At 64.2% G+C, this 26,068-nt stretch carries 15 protein-coding genes, 1 tRNA gene and 2 pseudogenes; 6 read left to right on the plus strand and 12 right to left on the minus strand.

The window, feature by feature from the left end; translation table 11 throughout:
* Positions 1–20 precede the first annotated feature (20 nt).
* On the plus strand, positions 21–959 hold the full coding sequence (locus ABEA50_RS11185; protein ID WP_345495201.1) for a LysR family transcriptional regulator: 939 nt from the start codon (positions 21–23) through the stop codon (positions 957–959).
* A gap of 215 nt (positions 960–1,174) precedes the next feature.
* Here ABEA50_RS11185 and ABEA50_RS11190 read toward each other — a convergent pair whose 3' ends face one another.
* Positions 1,175–2,659, minus strand: a complete 1,485-nt coding sequence (locus ABEA50_RS11190) for a MutS-related protein (protein ID WP_345495202.1) — start codon at positions 2,657–2,659, stop codon at positions 1,175–1,177.
* A complete protein-coding gene (locus ABEA50_RS11195) occupies positions 2,656–4,173 on the minus strand; it encodes a MutS-related protein (RefSeq protein WP_345495203.1) in 1,518 nt (505 codons plus the stop codon). Before ABEA50_RS11195 ends, ABEA50_RS11190 begins: the two co-directional genes overlap by 4 nt.
* A gap of 147 nt (positions 4,174–4,320) precedes the next feature.
* On the opposite strand from ABEA50_RS11195, the gene ABEA50_RS11200 reads away from it, so the two are divergent.
* The 3 genes from ABEA50_RS11200 to ABEA50_RS11210 all read left to right on the plus strand — a co-directional run bounded on the left by ABEA50_RS11200 (position 4,321) and on the right by ABEA50_RS11210 (position 7,508).
* Positions 4,321–4,899 carry a TetR/AcrR family transcriptional regulator gene (locus ABEA50_RS11200; RefSeq protein ID WP_345495204.1) on the plus strand — a complete coding sequence of 193 codons (579 nt, stop codon included), beginning with the start codon at positions 4,321–4,323 and terminating at the stop codon, positions 4,897–4,899.
* A 560-nt stretch (positions 4,900–5,459) separates the two neighbouring features.
* The gene (locus tag ABEA50_RS11205) at positions 5,460–7,034 is read left to right on the plus strand and encodes an MDR family MFS transporter (protein WP_345495205.1); all 1,575 of its coding nucleotides are present in this window, start codon (positions 5,460–5,462) and stop codon (positions 7,032–7,034) included.
* A 389-nt stretch (positions 7,035–7,423) separates the two neighbouring features.
* A tRNA-Leu gene (locus ABEA50_RS11210) sits at positions 7,424–7,508 on the plus strand.
* A gap of 601 nt (positions 7,509–8,109) precedes the next feature.
* Here ABEA50_RS11210 and ABEA50_RS11215 read toward each other — a convergent pair.
* The gene (locus ABEA50_RS11215) at positions 8,110–9,066 is read right to left on the minus strand and encodes a pyridoxal-phosphate dependent enzyme (RefSeq protein ID WP_345495206.1); all 957 of its coding nucleotides are present in this window, start codon (positions 9,064–9,066) and stop codon (positions 8,110–8,112) included.
* A gap of 37 nt (positions 9,067–9,103) precedes the next feature.
* Positions 9,104–13,273 carry a non-ribosomal peptide synthetase/MFS transporter gene (locus ABEA50_RS11220; RefSeq protein WP_345496526.1) on the minus strand — a complete coding sequence of 1,390 codons (4,170 nt, stop codon included), beginning with the start codon at positions 13,271–13,273 and terminating at the stop codon, positions 9,104–9,106.
* A 321-nt stretch (positions 13,274–13,594) separates the two neighbouring features.
* On the opposite strand from ABEA50_RS11220, the pseudogene ABEA50_RS11225 reads away from it, so the two are divergent.
* Positions 13,595–13,747 (plus strand): annotated as a pseudogene (locus tag ABEA50_RS11225) (hypothetical protein); the annotation flags it as partial.
* Between the two features lie 318 nt (positions 13,748–14,065).
* Here ABEA50_RS11225 and ABEA50_RS11230 read toward each other — a convergent pair.
* Positions 14,066–17,116: pseudogene (locus tag ABEA50_RS11230) on the minus strand (amino acid adenylation domain-containing protein); the annotation flags it as partial.
* Positions 17,116–18,396, minus strand: coding sequence for a diaminopimelate decarboxylase (locus ABEA50_RS11235; protein ID WP_345495207.1), 1,281 nt, complete (start codon positions 18,394–18,396; stop codon positions 17,116–17,118). The pseudogene ABEA50_RS11230 and the gene ABEA50_RS11235, both read right to left, overlap by 1 nt.
* A 987-nt stretch (positions 18,397–19,383) precedes the next feature.
* On the opposite strand from ABEA50_RS11235, the gene ABEA50_RS11240 reads away from it, so the two are divergent.
* Positions 19,384–20,037 (plus strand): TetR/AcrR family transcriptional regulator, encoded by a 654-nt coding sequence (locus ABEA50_RS11240; protein ID WP_345495208.1) that lies wholly within the window; start codon positions 19,384–19,386, stop codon positions 20,035–20,037.
* Here ABEA50_RS11240 and ABEA50_RS11245 read toward each other — a convergent pair.
* From ABEA50_RS11245 to dapA, 6 genes are read right to left on the minus strand one after another with little or no spacing between them, the layout of a single operon-like run.
* Positions 19,977–21,113, minus strand: coding sequence for a CaiB/BaiF CoA transferase family protein (locus ABEA50_RS11245; RefSeq protein WP_345495209.1), 1,137 nt, complete (start codon positions 21,111–21,113; stop codon positions 19,977–19,979). The genes ABEA50_RS11240 and ABEA50_RS11245 overlap by 61 nt on opposite strands.
* Positions 21,110–22,600, minus strand: a complete 1,491-nt coding sequence (locus ABEA50_RS11250) for an aldehyde dehydrogenase family protein (protein ID WP_345495210.1) — start codon at positions 22,598–22,600, stop codon at positions 21,110–21,112. Before ABEA50_RS11250 ends, ABEA50_RS11245 begins: the two co-directional genes overlap by 4 nt.
* Entirely contained in the window at positions 22,597–23,775 is a 1,179-nt protein-coding gene (locus ABEA50_RS11255) for an acyl-CoA dehydrogenase family protein (RefSeq protein ID WP_345495211.1), read from the minus strand. Before ABEA50_RS11255 ends, ABEA50_RS11250 begins: the two co-directional genes overlap by 4 nt.
* A 32-nt stretch (positions 23,776–23,807) precedes the next feature.
* The gene (locus tag ABEA50_RS11260; RefSeq protein WP_345495212.1) at positions 23,808–24,425 is read right to left on the minus strand and encodes a flavin reductase family protein; all 618 of its coding nucleotides are present in this window, start codon (positions 24,423–24,425) and stop codon (positions 23,808–23,810) included.
* Positions 24,422–25,156, minus strand: coding sequence for an RraA family protein (locus ABEA50_RS11265; protein ID WP_345495213.1), 735 nt, complete (start codon positions 25,154–25,156; stop codon positions 24,422–24,424). The genes ABEA50_RS11260 and ABEA50_RS11265 overlap by 4 nt, the downstream gene beginning before the upstream one ends.
* Complete coding sequence (gene dapA / locus ABEA50_RS11270) at positions 25,153–26,061, minus strand: 4-hydroxy-tetrahydrodipicolinate synthase (RefSeq protein WP_345495214.1); 909 nt, start codon at positions 26,059–26,061, stop codon at positions 25,153–25,155. The genes ABEA50_RS11265 and dapA overlap by 4 nt, the downstream gene beginning before the upstream one ends.
* Between the last annotated feature and the right edge of the window lie 7 nt (positions 26,062–26,068).

Consider the following 26,068-nt stretch of genomic DNA (forward strand, 5'->3'; position numbering starts at 1 on the left):
GGTACCCATAAGGTCGCTTTATGGGTTTGTCGTCGAAAGTCACCGATCTGGGGCCGTACGAACTGCTGGCCACGATCGCCGCCACCGGCAGCATCGGCGCCTGCGCCCGCCAGCACGGCCTCACCCAGCCCGCGGTCAGTACCCGCATCCGCGGTCTCGAGCAGCGCTTGGGTCTGCGGCTACTGGACCGGCATCCGCGCGGCGCGACCGTGACCGAGAGTGGTCAGCGGGTGTTGCGGTGGGCGCGGCCCGCGTTGGAAGCCGCCGCCAACCTAGACCAGGCGCTGACCGCGGTGAGCGGTGCGGCGCCGGTGCACCTGATGCTCGCGGCCAGTACCACCATCGCCGAATTCTTCCTGCCGACGTGGTTCTCCGCCTTGCGAAAACGGTTGCCGGGCACCAACGTCAGCCTGTTGTGCCATAACAGCGCCGACACCGTCGCACTGATCCGCCGCGGCGGCGCGGAATTGGGATTCGCCGAAGCGGGTCACATTCCCGCCGAGCTCGACCACTGCCCTGTCGTGCGTGATCGCCTCGTCGTCGTGGTCGCCCCGGACCACCCCTGGGCCGCGCGTGCGAGCATCACCGCCACCGACCTCGCGACGGCGCCCTTGATCTTGCGCGAATCCGGTTCGGCCACCCGCTCGGTGCTGCACGACCGGCTCGCCACCCTCCCCGACCCGTTGACCGCACTCCCCGCGATGGAACTGACCTCGGCCACCGCCATCAAGAACGCGGCCGCCAGCGGCCTCGGCCCCGCCGTACTGAGCGAATTGACCGTCCGCGGCGAACTCGCCGACGGCACCCTCCGCGAAGTCCCCATCCCCAGCCTCACCCTCGAACGCAACCTGCACGCCTGCTGGCGCCGCAACCACCGCTTCAGCGCCCCGGCGCGCAACCTGCTCGACATCGCCGTCACCCATGCCGACGACGCCGAACACACGCTTGCCGTGCGATGAACCAGGCAGTGCCCGGGTCGTCCTCGCGGCGAGCGGCCGGATCGAGTGGGTGTTACCAGTCCACGACCAATTCCGTCAGGCCGCCGTTGAGTCTGTCGCCGTCCAGGCTCGCGTCTTCGACCGCGTGGACCAGTCGCAGGCCCGGTAGGCGCCCGGGCATGGTGGAGAAGACCACGCTCAACTCGGCGCGGGCCAGAGGCGGCCGAGCGTCATCGTCATTCGCCAGGGCGGTACCCGAACACCCTGGCGAAAATATCGTCGCCGTAGCTGGTCGATTCCGGCGCGCCGACGGTGAGCCGATAGGTCCGGCCACCATCGGAAGCACGCTCGGCGTGGAGGAACAGATCAGTAGCTCGCTCATCCGCGTACCGTTGTCGCACGAAGTCGAAAAGGTGGGTGACCAGCACCACTTTCGTACCCGAATCCACCAACGCCGAGAAGATCGGTGCGGCGATCATCGCTGCCTCTCGGTCGTTGGTCGAGGCGAACGGCTCGTTGCACAGCAGCATGCCACCCGGCCGAAGCTGGTCGGTGATCGAGCGCATCCGCGTCAGCTCCTCATCGAGCCGGCCATGCTTCATGGTCTCGTCTTCTCCGCGCACGAAATGCGTGAACACCCCGGCCCGCACGTCGGACGCGAAACTCTGAGCGACCACGAACATTCCGGCCTGCATCATCAATTGGGCGAGGCCGACACTGCGCAGAAAGGTCGATTTTCCGCCGCTGTTGGCTCCCGTCACGACGACGAAAGTGCTGCCGAGGTCATCGATGTCGTTGCCCACCACCGCGTTCGAGGACAGGCATAGCGACGGATCTCGCAGGTCACGGCACTGGAGCGCGGGGCTGCCCACCACGGGCTGTGGCAGACATATCGGCGCCCCCATCCGGCCGAGTCGCTCATGCAAGTTCAAGCAGCCGATGTAGAACCCCAGCTCGGTCCGCAGCTGGCGAAAGAAGGCCTGCACCTTGTCTGCCGCGCGCGAGACCACCTCGGCGACCGAGTCGAGGGCCGGCTCGATTACCGCTGCCAGTGGGTCATTGGGGAGTTCGTAGTCGCTGGTCGCTTCGAACGAGCCACCGGAGCGTCGACTGAACAACGAAAGCTTCGCATTCTTCGACGTTTTCGGTGGTTCGTGCAACATGACCCGATCGGCCTTGTTGCCTGTCCCGAGCGCCGCACTGAGCAGCACGCCGTTTTCGAAGAACAACACCGGCAACAGGCTGTCCAGCTTCGTCAGGTAGTCGTCGTCGAGCTGCTCGGACAGCGTTGCCCGGAATCGGATAAAACCTTCCGAGCGGCTCTGTCCGGCATTTCGCTCACAGTATTGTCGCAGCCGACGCAGATGGCCGACGAGTTCCTCCAGCGGTTGCAGTCCGAGGCCGAGTTTCGATCTGGGCGCCCGACCGCGACCGACGGTCCAGCGGCGCGCCGTCGTTGCCTCGGTAGCGATGTCGTACAGGGCGCGGACTAGTTCGGGCTTTTCCAAGCACTCCTGGAGGACTCCTTGCCGGTATCGGATCACCGCGGGGTCGGTCAGACTGGCCGAAACGACGGATTTCACCACCGTCGCCACGAATTCGTCGTTGCAGGACATCGCTGCGCACAGCTCGGTCACACCGAGGTCCTCGCTGGTCGATTCACCATTGCGCACGACCTGCGGGGCGTAATTCGGAGGATGCAGCAGCCCGACCGGGATCATCGGACCCTCGCCCTGATCGCGTCGTAGGTCAATCCGTGCCGCTCGGCAACCACCGCGGCGTGCGCAAGCCCGTCGGGTAAACGGCGTTCGACGCGAAACGTCCGTATCGCATCGTCAGCGGAATCCACACCGGCAACCATGCTCACCACCTCCGGGCCCAATTCGGCGAGTTCTTCCAGAAATGTCACATAAACCGCGACTGCCCCGCGCTCCACTATTCGGCGCAATACTTCGCCGCCGAGTCGTGTGGCATCGGAAACAGTTGTCGTACTCAGGCTTTCATTCAGTACCACCAGGCTGCTCGCGGTAATATCTGCCAGAATATCGTGCAAGCGGGCGAGCTCACGCGCCAAGCCGCCCTCCGCGTCGCTGATGTCGTCTTCTCTCACGAAATGCGTGAAGATGTTGTCGGGCAATGGCAGCCGCGCACGGGTGGCGGGGACCGGGCAGCCCAGTGCGGCCAAGTAGGCCAATCCGCCGAACATTCGGGCGAAGGTGCTTTTGCCACCCTGATTGGGGCCGGTGACGACGATCGCGCGCTCCGCGCCTTCCAGCCGAAAGTCGTTGCGGACCACGGAGACTTTCGACTTGATCAGCTTGGGCACCAGTGCGGCGTCGTAGGCACCCTCGGCGTACATACCCGCGAAACCCTCGGTGACCTCGGGCAGGCAGAACGCCAGCCCGTGCTTGTCGAACTCGCGCACCATCCATAGATAGTCGAGATAGAAATGCAATTCGGCGTCGAACCGACCGAGTACTGGATCGATGAATTCTCGGTAGTGCCGAGCATGCCCTTCCAGTTGCTGGAACGGGCCTGGTTGCTGGTCGGCGACCAAGGCGATGACCTGCTCTTCGACCACGTTCATATCCGGCCACGGGTCGAAGAAGCGCTGGCGGTCCGCGTCGTCGTCCACGCCGAACCGGGCGAATGCGGCGGCGATGACGTCGCTGTAGTCGGATTGCCCCGCATACCGGTCGATAACCAGGTGTCGGCCGTTCACATGTACCGTATAGCGCACCTCGTCCAGGGCGGCGCGCACGTGCGCCTCGTCGGCCAGTAGCCCGCCGAAGTTCGGACCGTCGACGTACTCGGCCAACCAGTCGCGCCATTGTCGCAAGCCCTCGCCCGAGAGCGGTAGTTCACGCAGGGCCGCGTGCAAGTCCAGCACTGTGCGGCAGTACAGCGTCTCGGCGTCGAGTTGCCAACGGTCGCTCTGCCGAGGGTTCGTCAGCTTCCTGGCCCGCTCCAGATGTTGACGAACAGAGCTCATTCCGGCAACGAACGTCTCGAAGGCGCGTGACACGGCTTCGTCCTGTAGATCGTTGAACACCTGCTGTCGGTACCGGACCAGGCTGACATCACGCAGTGGACGATGGTGCGCGGCTTTGTGTTTCGTGGCTCCGGCCAGAACGAAGACCTGCTCCAGGTTCAGATCGATGATCGAATCGGACGGAGCACTCGCCGTATCGCTGGGGTTACCACTGTCCCAAAGAATGCTTACGAAGCGCTTCAAGCTACATCCCTTCCCCGGCCAGGCAGGCCGAAGACGCCACCCCACACGTGTGCGCACGCTAACCAACTTGTCGACCGGCAAGCTCCGTGCGGCATACCATACGTTAGGCTCATGCCTTGTCGGCCGTCAAGCAAATGAGGAACACCAATGGACAAGCGCCGTAGTGACACCAGGGAGCGAATCCGTTCGGTCGCCATCGAACTGTTCGCCGAGCGCGGATACGAGACAACGTCGCTGCGAGAAATCGCCGAACGGCTCGATGTCACGAAAGCCGCTCTCTACTACCACTTCCGCACCAAGGAAGACATCGTCGCGAGTCTGTTCGAGGATTTGCATCGCGGCATCGATGACATTGTGCGATGGGCAGAATCGGCACCGCCGGGCCGAGAACGCAGTGAACACATCGTTCTGCGTTATGGCGAGCTGCTGCACGATCTCGGTAGGGACATGATTCGGTTCTGGGCGGAAAACCAGTCCGCGCTCGGCGAAATCGGGATCGGCGCGAGCCTGCGGGGCCAGTTCCGAACGTTGGCCGACCTGATGGCGGGGCCCGACCGGACGCCGATCGCCGTCTTCCATGCCCGCCAAGCCCTGTTGGCAATCAGTCTGAGCCTGTCGATGATGAACGATCTCGATCTCGGCAACGACGAAAGCCACACGGCCGCAACCCAGCTCGCCTTGGACATCGCCGCCCGAGTCTTCCCCTCGTACGCGGAGCCCGAATAGGATAATGACACGGTGGCGGACCGGATCAAGTCCGCCGCGACTCTGCGCTACCGCGGGCTCAATCCGGTTCAGCTACGCCGCGACGTCGACCTGCTGTCGATCCGGCTCCGCGAACTCGACAGGCCATCCGCCGAAGGTGACATAGGCCGATGGAACAGGCATTACGCAAAACAATGCCGACACCCCGGCCCAGGGGCCGCACCCACCACGACTCCTTCTCCGGGACCGGACAATTCGCCCCTTCCGACCACGGAGACCAGCGGAACTCGAACACCGAGCGCACCCTTCTGGCGACGCTCGTTCGACCGACCATATTCCTACGTTGTTGTATATGGGGAATGTCGAACCCGTTCGATACGGAAGTTCACAAGATGCGCACGTTCGCCGAAATGAGCGGCTACACTTCGCCAACCGCCCCATCCGGCATTCGGTTAATTTGCCCAAATGTCAGGTATTTCCGAATGTTTCAGATGTCGGACGGGTTGGCCTGGGGAGAGTATTCCGCCGCATACGAGCGACCGCTGTGAACGCACATGTCGAACGGATCTGATGAGGGGTAAATGGACACAGCGAAGCCGACACGGCGAACCGAAGGCGAGCCTGAATTACGGAGCTTCCGCGAATTACTGCCGGTTCTCGGCAGTCTGCTGATCGCATTACTCCTCGCAATGCTGGACAACACCGTCGTGGGAACCGCGATGCCCACGATGGTCGGCGAACTCGGCGGTGCACAGCATCTGCTGTGGGTGGTGACCGGATACACGCTCACCTCCGGAATCTCGACCTTGGTCCTGGGTAAGATCGGTGATCTGGTCGGGCACAAAGCGGTTTTCCTGGCGTCGATCGGGCTGTTTCTGCTCGGGTCCGCCCTCAGCGGCGCCTCGCAGAACATGGTGGAGCTGGTCGTATTTCGCGCGATCCAGGGCTTGGGCGCCGGCGGGCTCGTATCCGGTTCCATGGCGATCATGGGGGCGATGGTGCTACCCGCTGAACGGGCGAGGTACCAGGGTCTGTTGATGGCGATCATGCCGATCGCGCTACTCGGCGGTCCGCTCGTAGGCGGTTGGTTCACTGATCACGCGTCCTGGCGCTGGGTGTTCTACATCAACCTCCCGCTCGGCGCGATCGTACTGCTGACGATCAGCCTCGCTGTGCATCTCCCGCATCGGGAGCGACCGAAACTGATCATCGATTGGTGGGGAATCCTGCTGCTGACGATATGGACCACTGCGCTGGTGCTGATCGGCAGTTTGGCAGGCGCGCACTACGCGTGGGGGTCGTGGCAGATCCTCGTCCTCGCCGTGGTGCTGGTCGTCGTGCTTCCCCTCTATGTCTGGGTCGAGCGTACGACGCCCGAACCGGTCACACCGTTGCATATCCTTGCCAATCGAGACTTCGCGATGGCCAGCGTGTTGGCGTTCGTCTCCGGCCTGGTGATGATCGCCGCGGCATCCTTCATTGCGCTCTACCTGCAACTGGTGCAGGGCTTTTCGGCGACCAACAGCGGATTACTCGGCCTCCCGATCATGGCGCCCGCCGTGGTCGTCAGTGTCCTGGTGGGTCAAGCCATCTCGCGCTCCGGTCGAGTCAGGATCCACCCGATCATCGGGTCGGCCGTCGCTGCCCTCGGCATGCTGCTGCTCGCCCAGATCGATGTGCACACCAGTCAACTGGTGGTGATCGGATACATGGCCGTGCTCGGTGTCGGCCTCGGATTCACGCTGCAGGTGCCGACTCTGATCGCGCAGAACAGTGTCTCGATGCGAGACCTGGGCGCGGGCATGGGAATCAGCACCTTCCTCCGCACGATGGGTATGTCGCTCGGTGCCGCGGTATTGGGCACAATCTATGCGAGCAGGTTCGCCGCTACCGCGGCTGATCGCGGCGGGCTCGGACCGCACGTGACCTCGGACGGCAGTGACCTGTCGCCGGATCTGGTCCGTTCCCTGCCATCAGCTGCGCAGGACACGGTGCATGCGGCCGTGACCTCGGGCGTGCAGACCGTCTTCTGGGTCGGAGCGCTGTGCGCGGTCGTTAGCCTCGTTGCCGCGTACCTGCTGCGAGATATTCGGCTGACGGTTCGTCCTCGGCCGGAACGCTCACGTCCTACGGCAAAGGTGAGCGAACCCGAATAGCGCCGAACAGATTCGATGTGTCGAAACAAATCACGGAGGGTTATCCAACGCGCGCATACCGCGCCCTGCAACGGTCGCGGCGGCCACAATGCCTTGCAATCGGGCGCCATCGTGGCAGCGAGGCCGGGCCCCGAGCGGAGGAAGGCCGGCCCATGAGCCGTTCGACGACGACCGTGCACCTCCGAACACGCACCGCCCGAACGGCAGGGGAAGCCGTGGCCCCAACAGTCCGGACTGCTGCGATGGTTATGAGCCCACCCCGGCACAGGCGGCGCCAGTCAGGCCGCTCAACAGCGTGTGACCATTCAACCTCTGGCCTACTTTTCGCAGCTCAACCCCGCGATTTGGTCCATGCGACACCCTTCCTATAATCTTGCTGAGCATCACCGGTCCGGGTGGCGGAATGGCAGACGCGCTAGCTTGAGGTGCTAGTGCCCTTTAACGGGCGTGGGGGTTCAAGTCCCCCTCCGGACACACCAGTGCTAACCCCACAGGGGTTGACACCAACGATGGCGCACCGCCGATCGGGTTGATAGCGCACTTCCAGTTCAAGTACTCGATAGAGTTCGGCCTTGTCGGCAGCCGGTGCTGCGGTCAGTTCGGCCTTGATATCGCCCAGTGATTCGAGGAGTTTTCGGATCTCGGTTTCGGTGCGTCGTTCGATTTTCGACAAGCTGGTCAGTTCGACTTGCGCTGCGGCTTTGTCACGCACGCCGTGGCGAGCGAATCCAGCATGCGCTCGTTGTCCTCCGGCGGCGGCAGGGTCCTCATCGACCCGTTGACATCGCCTATGGCGAAATCGCCAGCACAACAACACGATTAAGCCCGTCCGCTGACCGTGACTCTTCTTCTCAGATGCTCCTCGACCCCGTGTCAGCGAGGAGCTGGACGACCAACTTCACCAGGAAACCCGCCCGGCCAACGAGTTGACTCCTCAGCGAGGTGAGTCACGGAATACAGATCACTTCGATACAGATCCTTACCAGTCTCAACCCCCGACCGCGCTGACGCCATCGATGACCTTGCATCCGCAGGCGCGCATCGCGATCCGTGGGCGATCACCGTTCCCAGACCCTCATGACGGTTGACCAGGTGAATCCAGTTCGCGGCCGCTCAAGAGGGCTACGTGGGCACCCGGTGCGACACCCGTGGTCCGCGCTCGGGTGAGCAGGCCCGCCAGGGCAACCGCTCCCGCAGGGGTGGGGAACGCGTTGTACTGAGCCAAATTCGACGCGGCGGCGCACAGGTCCTCGTCTTCCACACCGTAGAGGGCACCACCGGTGTCCGCTACAGCCGCGAGTGCCTCCGGCCCGTGCAGGGCGTGCCAGTTGACCAGCGGCTGGTTGTGCTCGGTGGTACGGACTTGGTCAGGATCGAGCATTCGGTAGACCCCCGGCCAGCTGGTCAGCATCGCGTTGTTGCCACGTGAACCGACTCCGTTGATCGCGGTGGGCCAGTTCAGTGCCCGAAGGCGTTGGTGCACCGCGATGATGGTGGTCCCGTTACCCGCAGGGAGCCAGATCGCGGTAGGCGGCGTAAGCAGCGCCGCGGCTAGGGAGTCGACGACGATCCCGTGGCCCCGGAGGATAGTTTCAGCGTACTGACCGTCGACATTTCCGTCGGCTACGCCATAGTCGCCGTCGGCCATTGCCCGAGACCGGGATTGTGCGACCGCGTCCTCATAGCTGCCTTCGATCAACCGCACGTCGGCACCGGCGGCACGCATCCACTCGGCACCATCACTCTTGCCCGCCGGTAGCACTACCGTGCAGCTGATTCCAGCGGCGCGAGACGCGATCGCCATGGCACGCCCGTAGTTGCCGCATGAGCCGAGCACGATGCGGTGACACCCGTCGGCCATCGCCCGTGCGACCACCGCTCGCGCGGCTGGTTCTTTGTGACTGCCCGAGGCATACCTGGTCTCGTCTTTGATCAGAACGTGGGCACCCGGTACCAGTGCCGACACGTCGAGAAGTGGAGTCTGATCCGCATCGTCGGGTATGTGCGGTTCGCTGGCTTCGACTGATGACATGACGAATCTTTCGTTCGGAGGGCAGCGATCGTGAAAGTCAGTGCTGATCGAGCAAGCGGCTGTCTTCATGCCGCTGCAGTGCATCGCGGTCGCCGATCTCATCCGGCGGAATCGCGTCGGGCAGAGCATCTTCGATGAACCGCACCGGCCGGTACAACCACCCCCGCACCGCCCAACCGAACTGCAGCAGACCACTGATGACGAGCAGCAATGCCAGCCCGCGTGCCGGACCGGTACCCAGCAGCGGACCCAAGAGATCGGCAAGGGGACGCCCCGGCTTCAACAGTGGCTGCACATACGTTTCGGCGAGCGGTCCGATCAACAGATAGCTCAACGGCTCGGTCAGCAGCATCACCGTCAAGAAGCAGGACAGCACCCGGCCCTGCAGTTCGACACCGACTTTGGTTTGCAGCAGTGTCATCCAGTGAGCGATGGCCATGGACTCACCGAACGACATCAGGAACATTCCGCCTATCACCAGAATCGGCGAGGGGCTCACGCCGACAGCGGTGATGCCGACGCTGCACACGCCCATGAAAAAGAGCATCCCGTTCGCGCGGCGTGCCACGCCGCCCCACAGCCCCATAACCAGCCCAGCGCTGAGCGCCCCGAGGCCCCCTGCGGTCAGCGCCGCACTCAGCACCCAGGCAGATTGTTCGATGAGCAGCAGCGGCATGATGACCGCGAACCCGATCAAGAACATGGCATTGTCGACGAGAAAATAACGCAGCGCCGCCAGCAGGGATGGGCGGCGGACGATGTAGCGCCAGCCATTGAGAATTTCGGCGGCGAAGCGCTCTTCGCGCCGACGGAACAGTCGATCGGGGAAGCGCACCAGCAGCAGTGCGCTGACAGCCACGGCGAACGTGGCGATGTCGAGCAGGATCGCGCCTCCGACATCGATATGTCCGATCAGCCAGATGCCGACTATCGGCGCGACTACCGCGGCCGCACCGACGCCGAGTTGGGTAATCCCGTTGGTACGTCCGAGATAGCGCTTGGGGACGAGCTGGGCGACCGCCGCCAGATACGCGGGCCGTTGGAAGGCCACAGCCACAGAAGTGACGATGACCGCCAGGTAGACCTGCCACAGGTGTACGTCGCCGCTGTAGACGAGCACGGCGACGATCCCCATCGCTATGGCGGCCCCGAAATCACTGGCGAGCATCACCATTCGGCGATCCGCCGCGTCCGCGACAGCCCCCGCGAACGGCGAGACGATGATGCCCGGCAACATCCCCAGCGCACTGATCACGGAGAACTGGGTGATGGAGCCGGTCTCGCGAAACACCCAGATGCTGAGCACGAGTGCACTGATGGCACTGCCGAGCATCGAGATGGTCTGTCCCCCTGCGACCACGGCGTACCGTCGCAGGCTTGGCTCAGGGGACGATCGCGATGGCCGCGCCGCGACTACCCGACTCTCGGCCGGGGCACCGACCTTCGGGCTTACGGGTTTCGGTGCCGGTGGGCCGAACTTGTCGTGCAGTGCTTCGGCGAGCTGCCTGGCGTGGGTGCGAACGAAAAAGTGTCCTGCCCGTGGGATTACCGCCAGGTCGACGCTTTCAGCCAGCTGTTCCCACTCGTGGTGGCGCTCCTCGTACAGTTCCGTGGCCCGATCGCGCGCGCCGACGATGCTGATTATCGGAGCCTCCAGCTTGGCCTGCCCGGAATGCCGGTACTGCTCGGTGAAGTACTCTTCGGCGTCCCGCGCATCGCGGCGCACGTTGCGCAGCACAAACGCTTCCTCCTCCGGGCTACCCAAATCGATGAAACCGCCCCGAGACCGCAGAAAAGACAGGTAGTGCCGGTCGGAGACGAATCGGTCCAGCGGGAAGAGTCGGTAGAAGAGATCGAACAACCGACCAGGGAGGCGGGCCGTGGGAAAAGCGGCGCCGAGGCCGACACCGGCCAGTGGGAGACCTTCCGCTTCCATGCGCTTGGCGATTTCCACGGTCGCCGCGACGCCGAGGCAGTGCCCGTAGAGCAGCACGGACCCCGTCAGCGCCCGCACCTCCGCTACGACCGATGCCGCGATCTCCTCCACCCCGAGTAGCACCTCGTCTGGTCGCGCACTGTCATGGCCCGGCAACTCGGCTGCGTAGAGCGCCCAACCGATCGGCATCGAGTCGGCCAGCGGCTGGTACGAGACGGCACTTCCGCCGGAGTAGGGAATGGCGACAACGGTGAGGCCGTCGCGGTCGGCGTCGGTTGCGGTCAGTCGGTGCAGCAGGGGGCGCGGGTGATCGGCCGCTTCGGGTTCGGAGTCGAACCAACCGGCAAGCATGCGAATGGTCGGATTTCGATACAGCTCGAGCAATGGCGGTGCGGGGTCGAGACGCCGGGCAACCCTCAGCGCCGAAAATGAGTCACCGCCAAGGGAAAAGAAGCTGTCATCGATGCCGATGGTGTCGGGACCGGTGTCGATTTCGAGAACGGTCGCCCAGACCGCTGCGATTCGCTGTTCGGTCGTGGTGCGCGCGGTGATCGACACGGCGCGGTCCGCGACGGCGGGTATCGGGAGTGCTTTGCGGTCCAGCTTTCCGTTGGGTGTCAAAGGCAGGGAAGGCAATACGATGATCCGGGCGGGCACGAGATGGGGCGGCACAACCTCGGCCAAGTGCAGACGGATCGCGTTCTCATCGAGTTGCTCGGCGTCGGCTCCCGGCCTGGCTGCCACGTAGCCGACGAGATAGGCGTGGTCGGTCGAGGTGCGGTGCACCGCGGCGCCCACCGCCGCGACCGCGGGTAGCGCCGTCAGGGCGGCCTCGACCTCGTTCAGCTCGACGCGATAGCCGTTGATTTTGACTTGGTCATCGAGGCGGCCGAGGAATTCCACCACCCCATCGCCGCGCCAGCGAGCGCTGTCGCCTGTGCGATACATGCGCCCGCCATCCCGAGAGTCGAACGGATCGGGCAGGAAGCGCTCGGCGTTGAGCCGCTCACGTTCGTGATAGCCGCGAGCGACGCCACGGCCTCCGAGATAGAGCTCACCTACGATCCCGGCGGGGACAGGCGACTGGTGGGCGTCGAGCACATATACGCGGTTGTTCGGGAAGGGCCTGCCGATGGGAAGTGGCGCGTCGGCGGGCAAGCCCTCCACATCACCGTCGAAGTAGACGTTGTCGACGGTCACCTCTGTGACGCCGTAGGAGTTCACCACCCGCCCGTGCGGGCCGACGAGCCGACGGGCTCGCTCGTATTCTTGAACACTCCACTTCTCACCGCCGCCGATCAGCACCTTGACGAAGTCGAGCGATTGTTCCGTGGACTCGACGTACGCCAGTAGCCGACGAAGTACCGCGGGAACGAGTTCCGTACATGCCACCTGCTCGGTACTCATCAGTGTGAACAGCTCGCCCGGGTCGAGCAGTGTCTCGCGCGGGATCACCAGGAGACGGCCACCGGCACAGTGGGCTCGGAGCGTTTCGCCGACGAACATGTCGAAGGAAAAGCTCGCCGCCTGCTGAAAGGTCCACGAAGGCTCCAGCTGGTATGCGTGCTGCCACATCGCCGCGGCGTGCAACAGGTGGCCGTGTTCGACCACAACGCCTTTGGGATCGCCACTCGAACCGGAGGTATATGTCAGGTAGGCCGTGTCGGACGGGTCGCCGACTGGCACGGGATCGGTGCCGGGCTGAGCGACGATCTCCGCACTGTCGCGGTCGAGGGCGACAAGCACCACACCGTCGGGCGCCTGTGGACTGACCGCCATGTCCTGCCTGGTTATCAGAACCAGCGGTGCGCTGTCGCGCAGCATGAAACTCAACCGGCGAGGCGGATAGGCCGGATCGAGCGGGACGTAGCCGCCGCCCGCCTTCAACACTGCCCACATGGCGACAAAGAAATCTGTTCCTCGGTCCAGACAGATCGCCGCCCTGGCACCCGGGCCGATGCCGAGAGAGCGCAGCAGGTGCGCGAGCCGGTTGGCCGCGCGGTTCAGCTGCTCATATGTCATCGTCTGGTCGCGGTAGGTCAGCGCCGCCGCGTGCGGTGTTGTGCGAGCGTGATATTCGAGCAATTGATGGATTCCACGGTTCGCGGGCACGTCCACACTGGTGTCGTTCCAGCGGTTGATCAGGCGGTCACGCTCGTCGTCGGTGAGCCACCGCAGCCGCGTGACCGGGATGGCTGGATCGTTCATCGCCGCAGTGAGCAACGTCAGCAGATGATCGATCAGTGCGTCGACTCGGCTGGAATCGAACATCTCCGTCGCGTAATCGATGGAGAGAACCGGTCCATCAACGAAACAGTCGAGAGTGATCGACAGATCGACCGGAATGGTCGCCGGCCCTCCAGGCTGCGAGTGACTACCGAGACGCACTGGTTCGTGCACTGCGAGCACCACGTCACCCAGCGGATGGCGGTTCGAAGAGATGGGCAAGCCCGAGGCGGACACGATGTCGGACAGGGCCGGTAGCCGATGCTCGAGATCAGCGGCGACCGCGTCGCGTAGCTGAACCACCAAGTCGGCGAACCCCGGCTCGGCCCGCAGGTCACCGTGGATCGGCAGGCAGGTCGGTTGTACGTCGATGACGCTTACACCCGGGTCGACATGGTGGGCAGCCGCGGTGAGTTCGCGGTGCGCGGCGGCGTTCTCGATATCTTCCCGCCGACCGCCGACCATTCGGCGCGCGTGGAGTTCTGGGGCGAGGTCACCGGACTGCGTACGTGCACGATCGTCGCCACCGGCCGATGGAGCAAGGATGGTGACGCCAGTTCGCCCGGTGTAGCGGGAGATGACCGCGTGCAGCCCAGCCAGTATCACCGGGAACAGGCCGGCTTCCCTGGCATGGCCGAACTCTCGGAGCCGCTCGACCAGCTGTGTGTCCAGCCGACGGGTGACCCGTGCCGCGGCAAACGGCCGATCCTGCGGTCGTGGACGGTCACGCGGCAACTCGGCTGCGACGTCGGCATCGACCAGTCGTCGCTGCCAGTAATGGGTGAGTACCGCGTCCCGGTCTGGAGTCGCGACGGTGGGGACCGAAGGCAATGGCAGGCGACTGAGCGAGTGGGCTGGATCCTCGGTCACGGCGTCGAGCAGGGTGAGGAATTGGTCGGCGAGCTGGGCGACAGTGGTTTCGTCGAACAGTTCCTGGGCGTACTCGATGTAGAGCACGGGCAGACCGTCGGGAAAATCGATACTGAAGGTCAGATCGAGCTTCGTCATCCCAGGATGCGTGCTGCCGAGAAACTCCACCGAGGTTCGACCGCTGTGCGCCACCGCTGGTGGCGTGTTCTGCATCATCAAGATGACCTGGGTGAACGGGCTCCGGTCGGTGTGCACGGGCACGCCCAACGCGGTTACCAGCTCCGCCATCGGCGGGTCGTCATGATCCAGCGCGCCGAGCAAGGTGCGGTTCGCTCGGGCTATCACGGTCTGGAAGTCGGGATCACCGGCGAGGTCTGTGCGTAGCGGCACGACGGTGACGAAGGCCCCGATGCTCCGTTCACCATCGACGTCGGTGCGGTGGGCGACCGGTGCGAGCACGGTGATGTCGGTGTGCCCGGTCACCCTCGAGAGCAGAGTTTGCACAGCGGCGAGTACCACAGTGGCCGTGCTGGTTCCGGCCGCGGCCGCGATACTGCCGACACGGTCGAACCGGTCGGTGCCGATGCGGCGCTCGATGATCGCGCCCTGGAACGATCGCACTGCGGGCCGGGGTCGGTCGGTGGGGACGAGAACATCGGTGTCGATGCCGGTGAGCTGCTCGATCCAGTAATCGAGCGAGGTGTCACGGGGACGGGCGAGCTGGGTCGCGAAAGCGCCTGCCGGTTCGAGTGATGCGCCGTCGATCAGGGCGGCGAGGTCTTCGGCGAGCACAGTGGCCGACCAGCCGTCGAAGACGAGGTGATGCACGGCCACGATCAGCTCGGTGCTCTCGTCGGCGATGACCAGGGTCGCCGCGATCACGTCACCGGAAGCAGGATCGAGGACGGTGCGACCCCGTTCGCGGCGCAGCTGGTCGATCTCAGTCATGTCGGCGTATCTCACCCGCAGCGGCACCGACCGCGCGGGGCGGCCGAACACCATGACAGGGTCATCGCCGTCCAGACCGAATACGGCGCGCAATGCGTCGTGGCGTGTCACCAAGGCATCGAGCGCGGCCTGAATTCGGGCCGGGTCGGCGTCGCCGGTGATTCGATAGCACACGCCGATGGTGTGTAGCGGAGTACCAGGGTGTAGCTGGTCGGCCAACCAGATGTCGCGTTGAAACTCCGTCAGCGGCAACACGGTAGCTGGCGTCGGCGTGCGTTCGACAACCCGTTCGCGGGTGCGCACCGCCGCTGCGATGCCCCTGATCGTTGGCTCGGCATGCAGGTCGGCCAGCGATAACCGCACTCCGAACTCACGGGCGACGCGTGTGCCGATCTGCACCATGGCCAGCGAGTGGGTACCCATCGCGACCAGCGAATCGTCGAGACCGATCCGGTCGGTGGCAAGCACCGCGGCCAGCAGAGCCCGTACCCGTACCTCGGTGGGGGTTCCGCCACGGTCACCTGGATCGGGCGCGGGGTAATCGCGGTGCAGCGCAGCCACATCCACCTTGTCACGGCTGGTGCGCGGAAACGTGGCGACGGGTACGAGCAGCGAGGGGACGCTATAGGCGGGGAGTCGACTCTCGATGTGGTGGCGAACGTCATCGACGGTGCCACCGTCGATGATCAGGTAAGCGATCAACACGCCACGCGCACGATCGAGGTCTACCACCGCATCGCGGACGGCGAAGTGACCGAGCAGCGCACGCTCGACAGCGGCGCGCTCTATGCGGTAGCCGCGGATCTTGAGCTGACCGTCGGTACGCCCGCCGAATGCCAGGCGGCCGTCGGCCCGCATACGCACCCGATCGCCAGTGCGGTAATAGCGCTGTCCGTCGGGTCCGATGATGAATCGTTCGGCTGTCCGATCCGGCTGGCCGACGTATCCGACAGCGACGGTGGGGCCACCCAACAGCAGTTCACCTTCGTGCCCCTCGACCACATCGACCCCGGCATCGTCGACGACCCGCACGGCGATCCCCGGCAGCGGCCGACCGATGGTGGACTCACCGTCGAGATCGACCTGGCTGCGCGGGCCTGCCAGTTCGTCCGCGGTGACCGCGACTGTGGTCTCGGTCGGGCCGTACTCGTTCACCAAGCGAACGCGCGGGTCCAGCGACATCCGTCGCCAATCGGCCACCCGATCGGCGCGAACTTCCTCACCGCCGATGGTCACCAGCCGGACCGTCGCGGGCAGCCGCAATCCGTCCCGCACCATCGCATCGACGAGCTCATGCCAGTAGGCCGTGGGCAGCATCAGGATTGTGATCGCCCATTCGGCGCAGCGCTGAAGGAAGAGGTCGAGCGTCGCGACCATGGCGTCGTCGCGCAGCACGATCGTGGCTCCCGCGCGCAACGGCGGAAAGATGTCTTCGATGCATGCGTCGAACGACAAGGAAAAGAACTGCAGAATCCGATCCCCGGGGCCCATCTCGAAGTACTCGGCGGAGATCTTGCTGAAATGATCGAGGGCGCGTCGCGGAATGCCGACGCCTTTCGCGCGACCGGTAGTGCCCGAGGTGTGGATGATGTAACACAGGGCATCGGCGTCGACAGACCACCCGGCGCCGATCGGGCCGTCACCCGACCCCTCGGGACGCAGGCAGGTGAGGCCCGCCTCAGCGAACGTCGAGTGATGTTCGACCGCGGCGACCGCCACTGTGGCCCCGACGTCATGAACCATCTCGGCCAGCCGCCCCGGTGGGTCGCCCGGCTCGAGCGGAACGAACGCGGCATCGGCCAGCAGGATCCCGAGCATGGCCACGATGTTCTCGATGTCGCGGACCGCGGCGACCGCGACCGGTTCACCTGGGCGCACCCCGCAGCTGATGAGCTGGGCGGCGACCGACTCCGCGGCCGACATCAGCTGGCCATAGGTCAACACGCGGTCGCCGGCTATCACCGCGGCCGCGGACGATTGCGTCTCGACCCGACATCGGATTTCCTCCAGTAGCCCTGGCGGGCGGTCTTTTCCGGAGGTTCCAGGGCTGGAGATGACCTGCGCGTCCATCAACGCGCCGCCATTTCCGGGTAGAGCTGATCGGCGTCGCAGTTCAACGTGGCGAGGTAGTCACTGACAGTCTCCGCCCGCCGGATGCGTTCGACACTGCCGTCGGTGTGCAACAGCAACTCCTGTGGGCGCAGGCGTCCGTTGTAGGTGTACGCCTGTGACAGGGCGTGAGCCCCGGTGTCGTGCACCATCAACAGGTCGCCTTCGACGGTTCGCGGCAACGTTCGCGCAATGGCCAACTTGTCGTTGTTCTCGCACATCGACCCGACCACGTCTACGGTCTCCGTCGGGCGGCCTTCACCGTCGTGGACGGTGATGTGGTGATAGGCGTCCGGGTACATGCCCGGACGGATCAACGCGTTCATCCCGGAATCGACGCCGACCATTTCGCGCCACTTGCTCATCCGGTTGAGCACCCGGGTGACCAGTACGCCGTGCGGCCCGAGCATGTACCGGCCGCACTCGAACAAAACTCGCAACGGCCAGTGGTGTCGCTGCTCGAACGCACGCAAACGCTGGTGGATACCGTCCGCGAGCAGCGGCAGGTCGAACCTCTCTTGTTCGGGGCGGTACGGGATGCCGATGCCACCCCCGAGATTGAGCACGTCGACCCGAAACCCCGATGTGCTGCGCAGGAGCAAGCTCTGCCGCAACAGCAAGTCCAGGTTGCTCAGAAACTGGTCGACTCGCTGTAGATGGGAGCCCAGCATGATGTGCAGTCCGTATGTGGCCGCGCGGACCTGCGTGGCCTTCGCCGCGACAGCGGCCAAACGGTCGAGGCGGATACCGAATTTGGCCGAATTCGCACCCCCGAGATGCATGTCCTGGACGACAGCCGCCGCGCCAGGATGCACTCTCAGACACAGCGTCGTCGGCCGTAGTCGCATCTCGAGGAGTTTGTCGAGAACTGTCTCATCGTCAACTGTGATGATCGCACCGAGTCGGACCGCCTCTGCCAACTCCTCGCGACTTGTGTTATTCGAGGTGAAGGCAATGTCTTCTCCGGACGCACCCGCCGTAGTCGCGGCCGCAAGTTCGGCAGGAGAGCTGCAATCGAAACCGAAGCCATGCTCGGCGAGATGACGCAACATCACCGGATTCGGCTGCGCTTTCACCGAAAAATATTCACGGAATTCGATATCCCGAAACGCATAATTGAATGCTGTCGATGTTTCGTGCACGCCACAAAGATCGTAGATGTGAAACGGGGTACCGAAATGCTGGGCCACCGCAGGCAGCAAGGGGGTGAATCGACGGGTGAAATCATCACTCATGGGCATTGGAGCGATTTCTCCTTGTATTAAATTCGTAAGCTGTCAATATGCGAATATTTATTCTCGAAGGCCTCGCGAGTGCCGGCGGCACCGAAGCGGGTGAACACGTATCCGGCAGCGAGGCAAGGGTTTTGAACTGCGCTTCGGCGGGAATCATCGCGGTCGTACCGCCGGATTCCGCCCGTGCCGGGCGCTGCTGCACTCGTCGGCAACCTTGTCGCGGTACCGCGCGGTGACGGTTCACCGTGTCGGCTTCGGAATCGTATCGACCGGACCACTTCAGGCGCGGAACTCGAGCTACTCACGGAATCTTTACTCAAGTCGCGCCCTCGAACAGTGAACCCGGGGAAGTCCGAGTTTCGCACCTCAGTCTGACAGAGCAGGGTGCGTCGTTCAACAGACGCTAGGGCAAGAAGTGACACCTCGAAATGATGTCAGCGAGGCATCGGCCCATGCCTGGACCGCAATAAGCTGCGACAGCAGGATATTGAGCAACCTACTGGAGAGTTTTTGTTCAACCGCCGTTCGCGAGGATTTGGCGAAATGGAAAGCGAACGGGGCCTCAGCTCATTCGAATAGATGTCACTCGAGCACAAATAATGGACTGCCTCATGATCGATCCCGACGGTCGATCACTGAGCCCTTTTTTCATCCTCGGATGAGAGGTGTTGTGCCCGTTGAGGATTTGTGCGGTGTATCACCGCCCTGACCGAGAAAGCCCCTGATAGATCAGCTGTTTACCACAACCGCTGAACACCAAGGGCTTCACATGCTTTTCTACCGGTCCGCGCTGCCGTTGTCACGTCAGACCGTGCGCATTGGTGCCGCGACAAGACTCGGCCTCGTCTCCAGCAGTCGCTGCCCGTCACAACCCGCCCGCCCTGTCGTTCGCGTTTCCCGCCGCAGAACGGGATGGCTCGCGCGGCAACTATTTCCGTAGGTCGATCCGTGTGGTTAGCGGATGTATCCCTGGCGACGACACACAGTTACGACGTGACGATCGAATGGACCGGCAATCACGGCACCGGCACCGCTACCCAGGGCTATACCGGCCTGACCATGGAGGCGGTCGCGGTCAAATCCGGTGTCAACAAGACAACCCTGTACCGCTGGTGGTCGTCGAAGGACGCATTGCTGGCCGACGCACTCACCAACTCCGACCTGCTGAGCTTCCCTGTGCCAGGCACCGGGACCCTGCGCAGCGATCTACTCGAAGTCGCTGCGGCAATTCACGGTCTGCTCACCGACACGAAAACCGCGCCGCTCGCCACCGCCGTGCTCGCTGCCGCACCCGACCGCCCGCAGTTGGGCGCTATGAGTCACACCTTCTTCGCAGCAGGCTCGAACGCGAACGCCCCCTATTCGAACGAGCGGTCGAACGCGGCGAATTACCCGAATCCACCGATCCCGCAACGGTCATGGACGCGCCGAGCGCTTCGACCCCTCCGCCAATTCACTTGGACAGCTCACTGTCGACGTATCGGACCTGCCAACGGTCCCGACTTCGTAGGAATCCCGGGCGCGGCCGACGACGCATTCCCCGACGCTGTGATGCCCACGCCGAATCACCTCAGGCGGGATGGCTTTCACTCTTTCCCAGACGTGCCATTGACCGGCGGCGATCCCAACGCTGGCGGTCCGGAATAATAGGCGACCGGAGTCTGGGAGAATCGCAGCGGGTTACCGACATAGGGGACATCCGAACCGGGAACTCGTACCGCTACGGGCAGGCCGAGGCTCTCGGCGAAGGTGAACGCTTCGGCGATGTCGTTGATCGGGCCCGCAGGTACGCCCGCAGCGGTGAGATCGCGGAACCAAGCTTCCGCACCACGCGCCGCCAGTAATGGCAGGACCTCATCTCGCAGAGCATCGCGATGCTCGACTCGATCAGCATTCGTCACGAAACGAGGATCCTCGGCAAGATGTCCGACGCCGAGGACGGTGACGAAATCTCGGAACTGCCGGTCATTTCCCACCGCGACGACCAGTGGACGGTCCTTGGTCGCGAACTCCTCATAGGGCGCGATACTGGGATGTCGGTTACCCATAATCCCCGGCACGACCCCGGCCCCCTGATAGGCGGCCGCCTGATTGACCAGCGACGACAACAGCACCGAGAGAAGGTCGGTCTCCAAGTACTGGCCATTACCGGTCCTGTCCCGATGGTGCAGCGCGGCAAGGATTCCACTGAGCGCATGGGTGCCGGTGAGGACGTCGACGACCGCGACACCGACCTTCGTAGGTGCTCCGCGCTGCGACCCTGTAATGCTCATCAGCCCGCCGAGCGCCTGCACAAGCAGGTCGTATCCGGGCAGACTCGCGCCGCGGCCGCTGCCGAATCCGGTGATGGAGCAATAGATCAGGCCGGGGTTGGTGGCCGAGAGACGCTCGTAATCGAGTCCGAGCCGACCCATTGTTCCCGCCCGAAAGTTCTCGATCACGATGTCGGCGGTCGAGGCAAGCCGAACGGCTTCCGCCCGGCCCTGCGCGGTGGACAGATCGAGCACGGTGGATGTCTTGTTTCGGTTGACGGAGTTGAAGTAGGTGGTGGTTCCGCTTGGGTCGTAGGGCGGCCCCCAGGATCGAGTGTCGTCACCGGTGATCGGACGTTCGATCTTGATCACCCTGGCTCCCATGTCGGCGAGCATCATCGTCGCGTAAGGCCCGGCCAGTACCCTGGTGAAGTCGATAACGAGCAGCCCGTCGAGTGCTCCTGCGCTCATCGATCGCTCCTTCCGCCCCGCAAGTAAACGGTAGTCGGGTGGGTGAAGAATTCGACCGCGGCCCTGCCCTGTTCCTTCGGTCCGTATCCACTGGCCTTGGCACCGCCGAAGGGAACGTGCGGATCGGCTCCAGCGGATTCGGAGTTGATGTGCAGGATACCGACGTCGAGATCGTCCACCGCACCGAGCGCTCGACTGAGGTCATTGGTGAAAATGGCCGCGGAGAGGCCGAATTCGCTGTCGGCGGCGAGCATGAAGGCGTGGTCGGAGTTCTCGGCGCGGTGCACGGCGAGCACCGGACCGAACAGCTCGGTGCGCCACACCTGCGCCGTGGTGTCCTCGAGTTCCAGAATCGTCGGCGGCACAAAGCATCCGGCCTGTCGAAACCCCGACACATACGGCTGACCGCCGAATAGCACCCGAGCGTTCTGGTCGAGTGCCCCGCGTATTCCGGCAAGAATCGATGCCTGCGCGGCCCGGTCCACGACCGGGCCGATCCGGACATGCTGGTCGAGAGGGTCGCCGACGGCCCAGGCCCCGAGGCGTGCCACGAGTTCGTCGAGGAGAGCGTCGGCGATTCCGGGGGTGACGACCAATCTCGAAGTGGCGGTGCATTTTTGTCCGGCCGAACGAAACGCTCCGGCCAGCACCTGATCGACGGCGGTGCCGAGATCGGCGTCGTCGAGGACCACAGCGGCGTTCTTGCCGCCCATTTCGGCCTGCACCGGTATTCCACGGCCCGCCGCCGACGCGGCGATGGCGCGGCCGACAGAAGTTGACCCGGTGAAGGTAACTCCGTTGATATCGCGATGTTCCACCAGACACGCACCGAGCTCGCGATCGCCGAGGACGAGATTGCACACGCCCGCGGGCAGCCCGGCATCGGCGAGCGCCGTCATCAGACGCATTGCCAATAGTGGAACCGCCTCGGCGGGCTTCCACACCACGGTGTTACCCAGCGCAAGCGCGGGCGCGATTTTCCATGCCGGTATCGCGATCGGGAAGTTGAACGGTGTGATGACGGCTACGACACCGAGTGCTTTGCGGGTCACCAGGATTCGCTCGCCCGGGCGCGGCGAGTGGTAGCTCTCGCCGCTGGGGCGGTCGCCTTCCACACCGTAATAGCGCAGGATCTGGGCGGCCCGCCGCACTTCACCGATGGCTTCGGCGACGGGTTTGCCTTCTTCCCGTGCGAGTTCGCTGCCCCATCGATCGGCGGCGGCGTCGACCGCCGCGGCGGCACGCAGCAGTATGGCTCCCCGTTCGTGGGCCTGCGTGCGCGCCCAGTCGTGCGCTGCGGCACGAGCCGCCGCCACGGCGGCATCGAGTTCGGCGTGAGTTGCGTTGTGGCCGTGGGCAATGACCTCGTCCGGATAGGTGGGGCTCGTGCTCACGAACCGTTCCCCACTGCCGGTATGCCAGCGTCCCGCTATGTGGTTACGGAGGCCGACCGGTGCGGTGACGGTCGCACGACGACTCGACTTCACCGGAACGCGGACAGGCCGGTCAATGCGCGACCGATGGTCAGCGCGTGCATTTCGCTGGTGCCTTCGTAAGTGAGGACCGACTCCAGGTTGTTCGCGTGACGTAGCGGGGAGTACTCGAGGGTGATGCCGCTTGCACCGAGAATGGTGCGGCATTCGCGGGCGATCGCGAGTGCTTCGCGCACATTGTTCAACTTGCCGAGACTCACTTGTTCGGGCGCGGCGAGACCCTTGTCCTTGAGTCGGCCGAGATGCAGCGCCAGGAGGTAGCCTTTGCCGAGCTCGAGGGACATGTCGGCGAGCTTTTGCTGTGTGATCTGGAAGGACGAGAGCGGGCGATCGAACACCTCACGCACGGCCGCGTAGTCGATCGTGGTCTCCAGGCTGTCGCGGGCGGCGCCGATCGCACCGAACGCGATACCGAACCGCGCCTCGTTCAAGCAGGTCAACGGGGCACGTAAGCCTTTGGCCAGCGGAAGTTCGGCGGCGGCGGGCAGCCGGACGCCATCCAGCACGAGTTCGGAGGTGACCGACGCGCGCAGGGAAAGCTTGCGCTCGATCTTGTTGGCCGTGAAACCCGTTGTGCCAGTGGGGACGACGAACCCACGCACACCGTCGTCGGTCTGCGCCCAGATAGTGGCCACGTCGGCGAGATTGCCGTTGGTGATCCACATCTTGGTGCCGTCAAGAACCCAGTCCGAGCCGTCGCGACGAGCACGTGTACGCATCCCGGCCGGATTGGAGCCGAAATCGGGTTCGGTCAGTCCGAAACAGCCGATCGCCTCCCCGGTGGCCATGCGGGGCAGCCATTCGAGTTTCTGTTCCTCGGAACCGAATCGGTGGATCGAGAACATTGCCAGCGATCCCTGAACGGAGACGAAACTGCGTAATCCACTGTCTCCGGCCTCGAGTTCCAGGCAGGCAAGCCCGTAGCTGACCGCATTGGCCCCGGCACACCCGTATCCCTCCAGATGCATACCGAACAACCCGATGGCCCCGACCTCGCGGGCCAGCTCGCGGGGCAGTATCGCGGATTCGAACCATGCGGGCAGTTCCGGCCGCAGCCGGCTGTCGACGAACTTCCGCACGGTGGCGGCGACATCCCGTTCCTCGTCCTCGAGTAGTCCGTCGGTGGCGAACAGTTCCAGCGGTCGCTGGGTGGGCGCGGTGATCTTCATAATTTCCTCGAGACTGTCTGATGGCCGGATTACTACAGGACCGACTTCGGGGTCTGCCCGATGGGAATCATCCGTGAAATCTTGCCCAGAGCGGCATAATTGGGCCCGCCGATGCGGGCGATGGGGCGCAATGCGGAGGTATCGATCTTGCCGTCGCGATACAGTTCGTCACGGATATGGAAAGCGAGGATTTCCCCGACAACGAATTCCGCTCCGGTACTGCCGTATTCGGTGCTACTGCAGATTCTGCACTCCAGTGCGATCGGCGCGTCGCGCAATCGCGGCACACCGACATGATCGGACTCGATCGTGGACAGTCCCAAGACCTCTATCTCGCTCACCCCGGCCGGATATTCGACCGCGCTGCGATGCACCGCTTCGATCCAACCCTCGTCGGGAATATGCACGACATACTCGCGTGTCTCGTGGATATTCCGACCGGTGTCCTTGCGATTACCCGCTTTTCGGCCGATATTGATCCCGATCATCGGCGGCTTGTTCGACACGAACGTGAAGCAACTGAAGGGGGCGAGGTTGCCGATGCCGTCTACCGATTCGGTGAGGACCCACGCGATCGGCCTCGGCACCACCACGCCGGTCATCAGCTTGTAGGTCTGTTCTGGACTCAACGCACCGGGGTCGACCTTCATGCCTGCCGCTCGGTGATCGACCTGCGATACTCCTCGCGCGTCGACGCAGACGGGGGGTACACGCCTGCGAGCGGCGCTCCCGCACGAACTTTCGCGATGAGAAACTCCTCCAACCGTTCCTGCTCGACCGAGCCGAGGGCCACCTCTTCGGCAAGGTGGCGGGGGACCACGATCACGCCGTCGCCGTCGCCTACGAGCACATCACCGGGATACACCGCTGTGCCGCCGCAACCGACCGGGATGTTCTGGTCGATGACCCGCAGGTACGCACGGCTCACATTGGCGGTAGCGCCTGCCGAGTAACACGGCAAATCGGTGGCGCGCACGCCTGCGACATCGCGCAGACAGCCGTCGGTGACCAGCCCGGCGCCACCACGAACCCGCAGCCGCTCGATGAGAATGTCACCGCCGGTAGCGGTCCGGGTCTCCCCGCGACCATCGATCACCAGTACTGCACCCGCGGGCGTGGACTCGATCACCTCGAACAGCGAAAGACCTTTCACCGGGGTCGAACCGGGCAATAGGCCGTCGAGATCTTCCCGGGACGGAATCATCCGCATAGTCCACGCTGCGCCTGCGATCCGCTGGTCAGGAGCGAGCGGAGTGACTCCAGCGACGAACTGGTCGCGCAGACCGCGTTTGAGTAGCTGGCTGGCGACGGTGGCGGTGCCGACAGCACGGAATTTCTCGATGAGGTCGGGGTCGAGCGGAACCCAGGTCGGCTCGTTCATTTCGCACCCTCCAGCAGTCCCCACCTGGCAGCGGCCGCACGGACCGTGGCCTGCCCCTGTTCGGACAGCGGCGCGAGCGGCGCCCGCAGGGTCGGCGCGCACATATCGAGTTCTCCCATAAGCCATTTCACGGCAGTCGGATTGGTTTCGGTCAGCACGACATCATTGAGTTCGAGCAGCCGGTAGTGCAAATCTCTGGTCGCGTCCCAGTCGCCCGCACGGAACAGCTCGTACATTTGGGCGATCTGCATTGGGACGAGATTGGCTGTGACGCTGATGAATCCGGCACCGCCGATCGCTAGGATCGGGAAACATAGCGCTTCGAGACCGGAGAAGAGCAGGAACTCACGGCCGCATTCGTGTATGACGAAGTTGGCGTGCGCGAAATCCGGACTGGCCTCCTTCATGCCGATGATGTTCGGCACGTCTCGGTAGAGCCGTCCGACGGTCTCGGGCGTGATCTCGACCCCCGTGCGTGACGGGATATTGTAGATCAGTATCGGAATATCCACGGCCGCAGCTAGTTCGGAATACCAGGCGTAGAGGCCATCCTGGGTCGGACGCGCGTAGTAGGGCACGATGACGAGCGCGGCGTCGGCGCCGACCTCGGCGGCCTTGCGGGTGATCTCGATCGTTTCGGGCAACTGGTGAGTGCCGGTACCAGGCACGAACGGCAACCGTCCGTCGACTGCGGCAGCGGCCTCCTCGATCATGGTGAGCCGCTCGGACAGCGTCAACGCTCCCGGTTCGCCGGTGGTGCCAGTGACCGAGATGCCGTGCGTTCCTGCTGCGACCTGCTGATCGATCAGCTTACGCAGAGTGGGCAGGTCCAGCGACCCGTCGGGAGCGAACGGAGTGACCAGCGGGGTGATCGAACCACCCAGTTCTCGTGGTGCGTCGGCCATGCGTTGA

This window comes from Nocardia callitridis (assembly GCF_039543305.1).
GTDB classification, from domain to species: domain Bacteria; phylum Actinomycetota; class Actinomycetes; order Mycobacteriales; family Mycobacteriaceae; genus Nocardia; species Nocardia callitridis.

Excerpts from the sequence above, each read along its gene's own strand:
- ABEA50_RS11260 (WP_345495212.1), bottom strand. The coding sequence starts at position 24,425 with ATGAAGGTCGACCCCGGTGCGTTGAGTCCAGAACAGACCTACAAGCTG.
- ABEA50_RS11245 (WP_345495209.1), bottom strand. The coding sequence starts at position 21,113 with ATGAGCGCAGGAGCACTCGACGGGCTGCTCGTTATCGACTTCACCAGG.
- ABEA50_RS11235 (WP_345495207.1), bottom strand. The coding sequence starts at position 18,396 with ATGCCCATGAGTGATGATTTCACCCGTCGATTCACCCCCTTGCTGCCT.
- dapA (WP_345495214.1), bottom strand. The coding sequence starts at position 26,061 with ATGGCCGACGCACCACGAGAACTGGGTGGTTCGATCACCCCGCTGGTC.
- ABEA50_RS11265 (WP_345495213.1), bottom strand. The coding sequence starts at position 25,156 with ATGAACGAGCCGACCTGGGTTCCGCTCGACCCCGACCTCATCGAGAAA.
- ABEA50_RS11205 (WP_345495205.1), top strand. The coding sequence starts at position 5,460 with ATGGACACAGCGAAGCCGACACGGCGAACCGAAGGCGAGCCTGAATTA.
- ABEA50_RS11220 (WP_345496526.1), bottom strand. The coding sequence starts at position 13,273 with ATGTTCGATTCCAGCCGAGTCGACGCACTGATCGATCATCTGCTGACG.
- ABEA50_RS11215 (WP_345495206.1), bottom strand. The coding sequence starts at position 9,066 with ATGTCATCAGTCGAAGCCAGCGAACCGCACATACCCGACGATGCGGAT.
- ABEA50_RS11255 (WP_345495211.1), bottom strand. The coding sequence starts at position 23,775 with ATGAAGATCACCGCGCCCACCCAGCGACCGCTGGAACTGTTCGCCACC.
- ABEA50_RS11185 (WP_345495201.1), top strand. The coding sequence starts at position 21 with ATGGGTTTGTCGTCGAAAGTCACCGATCTGGGGCCGTACGAACTGCTG.
- ABEA50_RS11200 (WP_345495204.1), top strand. The coding sequence starts at position 4,321 with ATGGACAAGCGCCGTAGTGACACCAGGGAGCGAATCCGTTCGGTCGCC.
- ABEA50_RS11190 (WP_345495202.1), bottom strand. The coding sequence starts at position 2,659 with ATGATCCCGGTCGGGCTGCTGCATCCTCCGAATTACGCCCCGCAGGTC.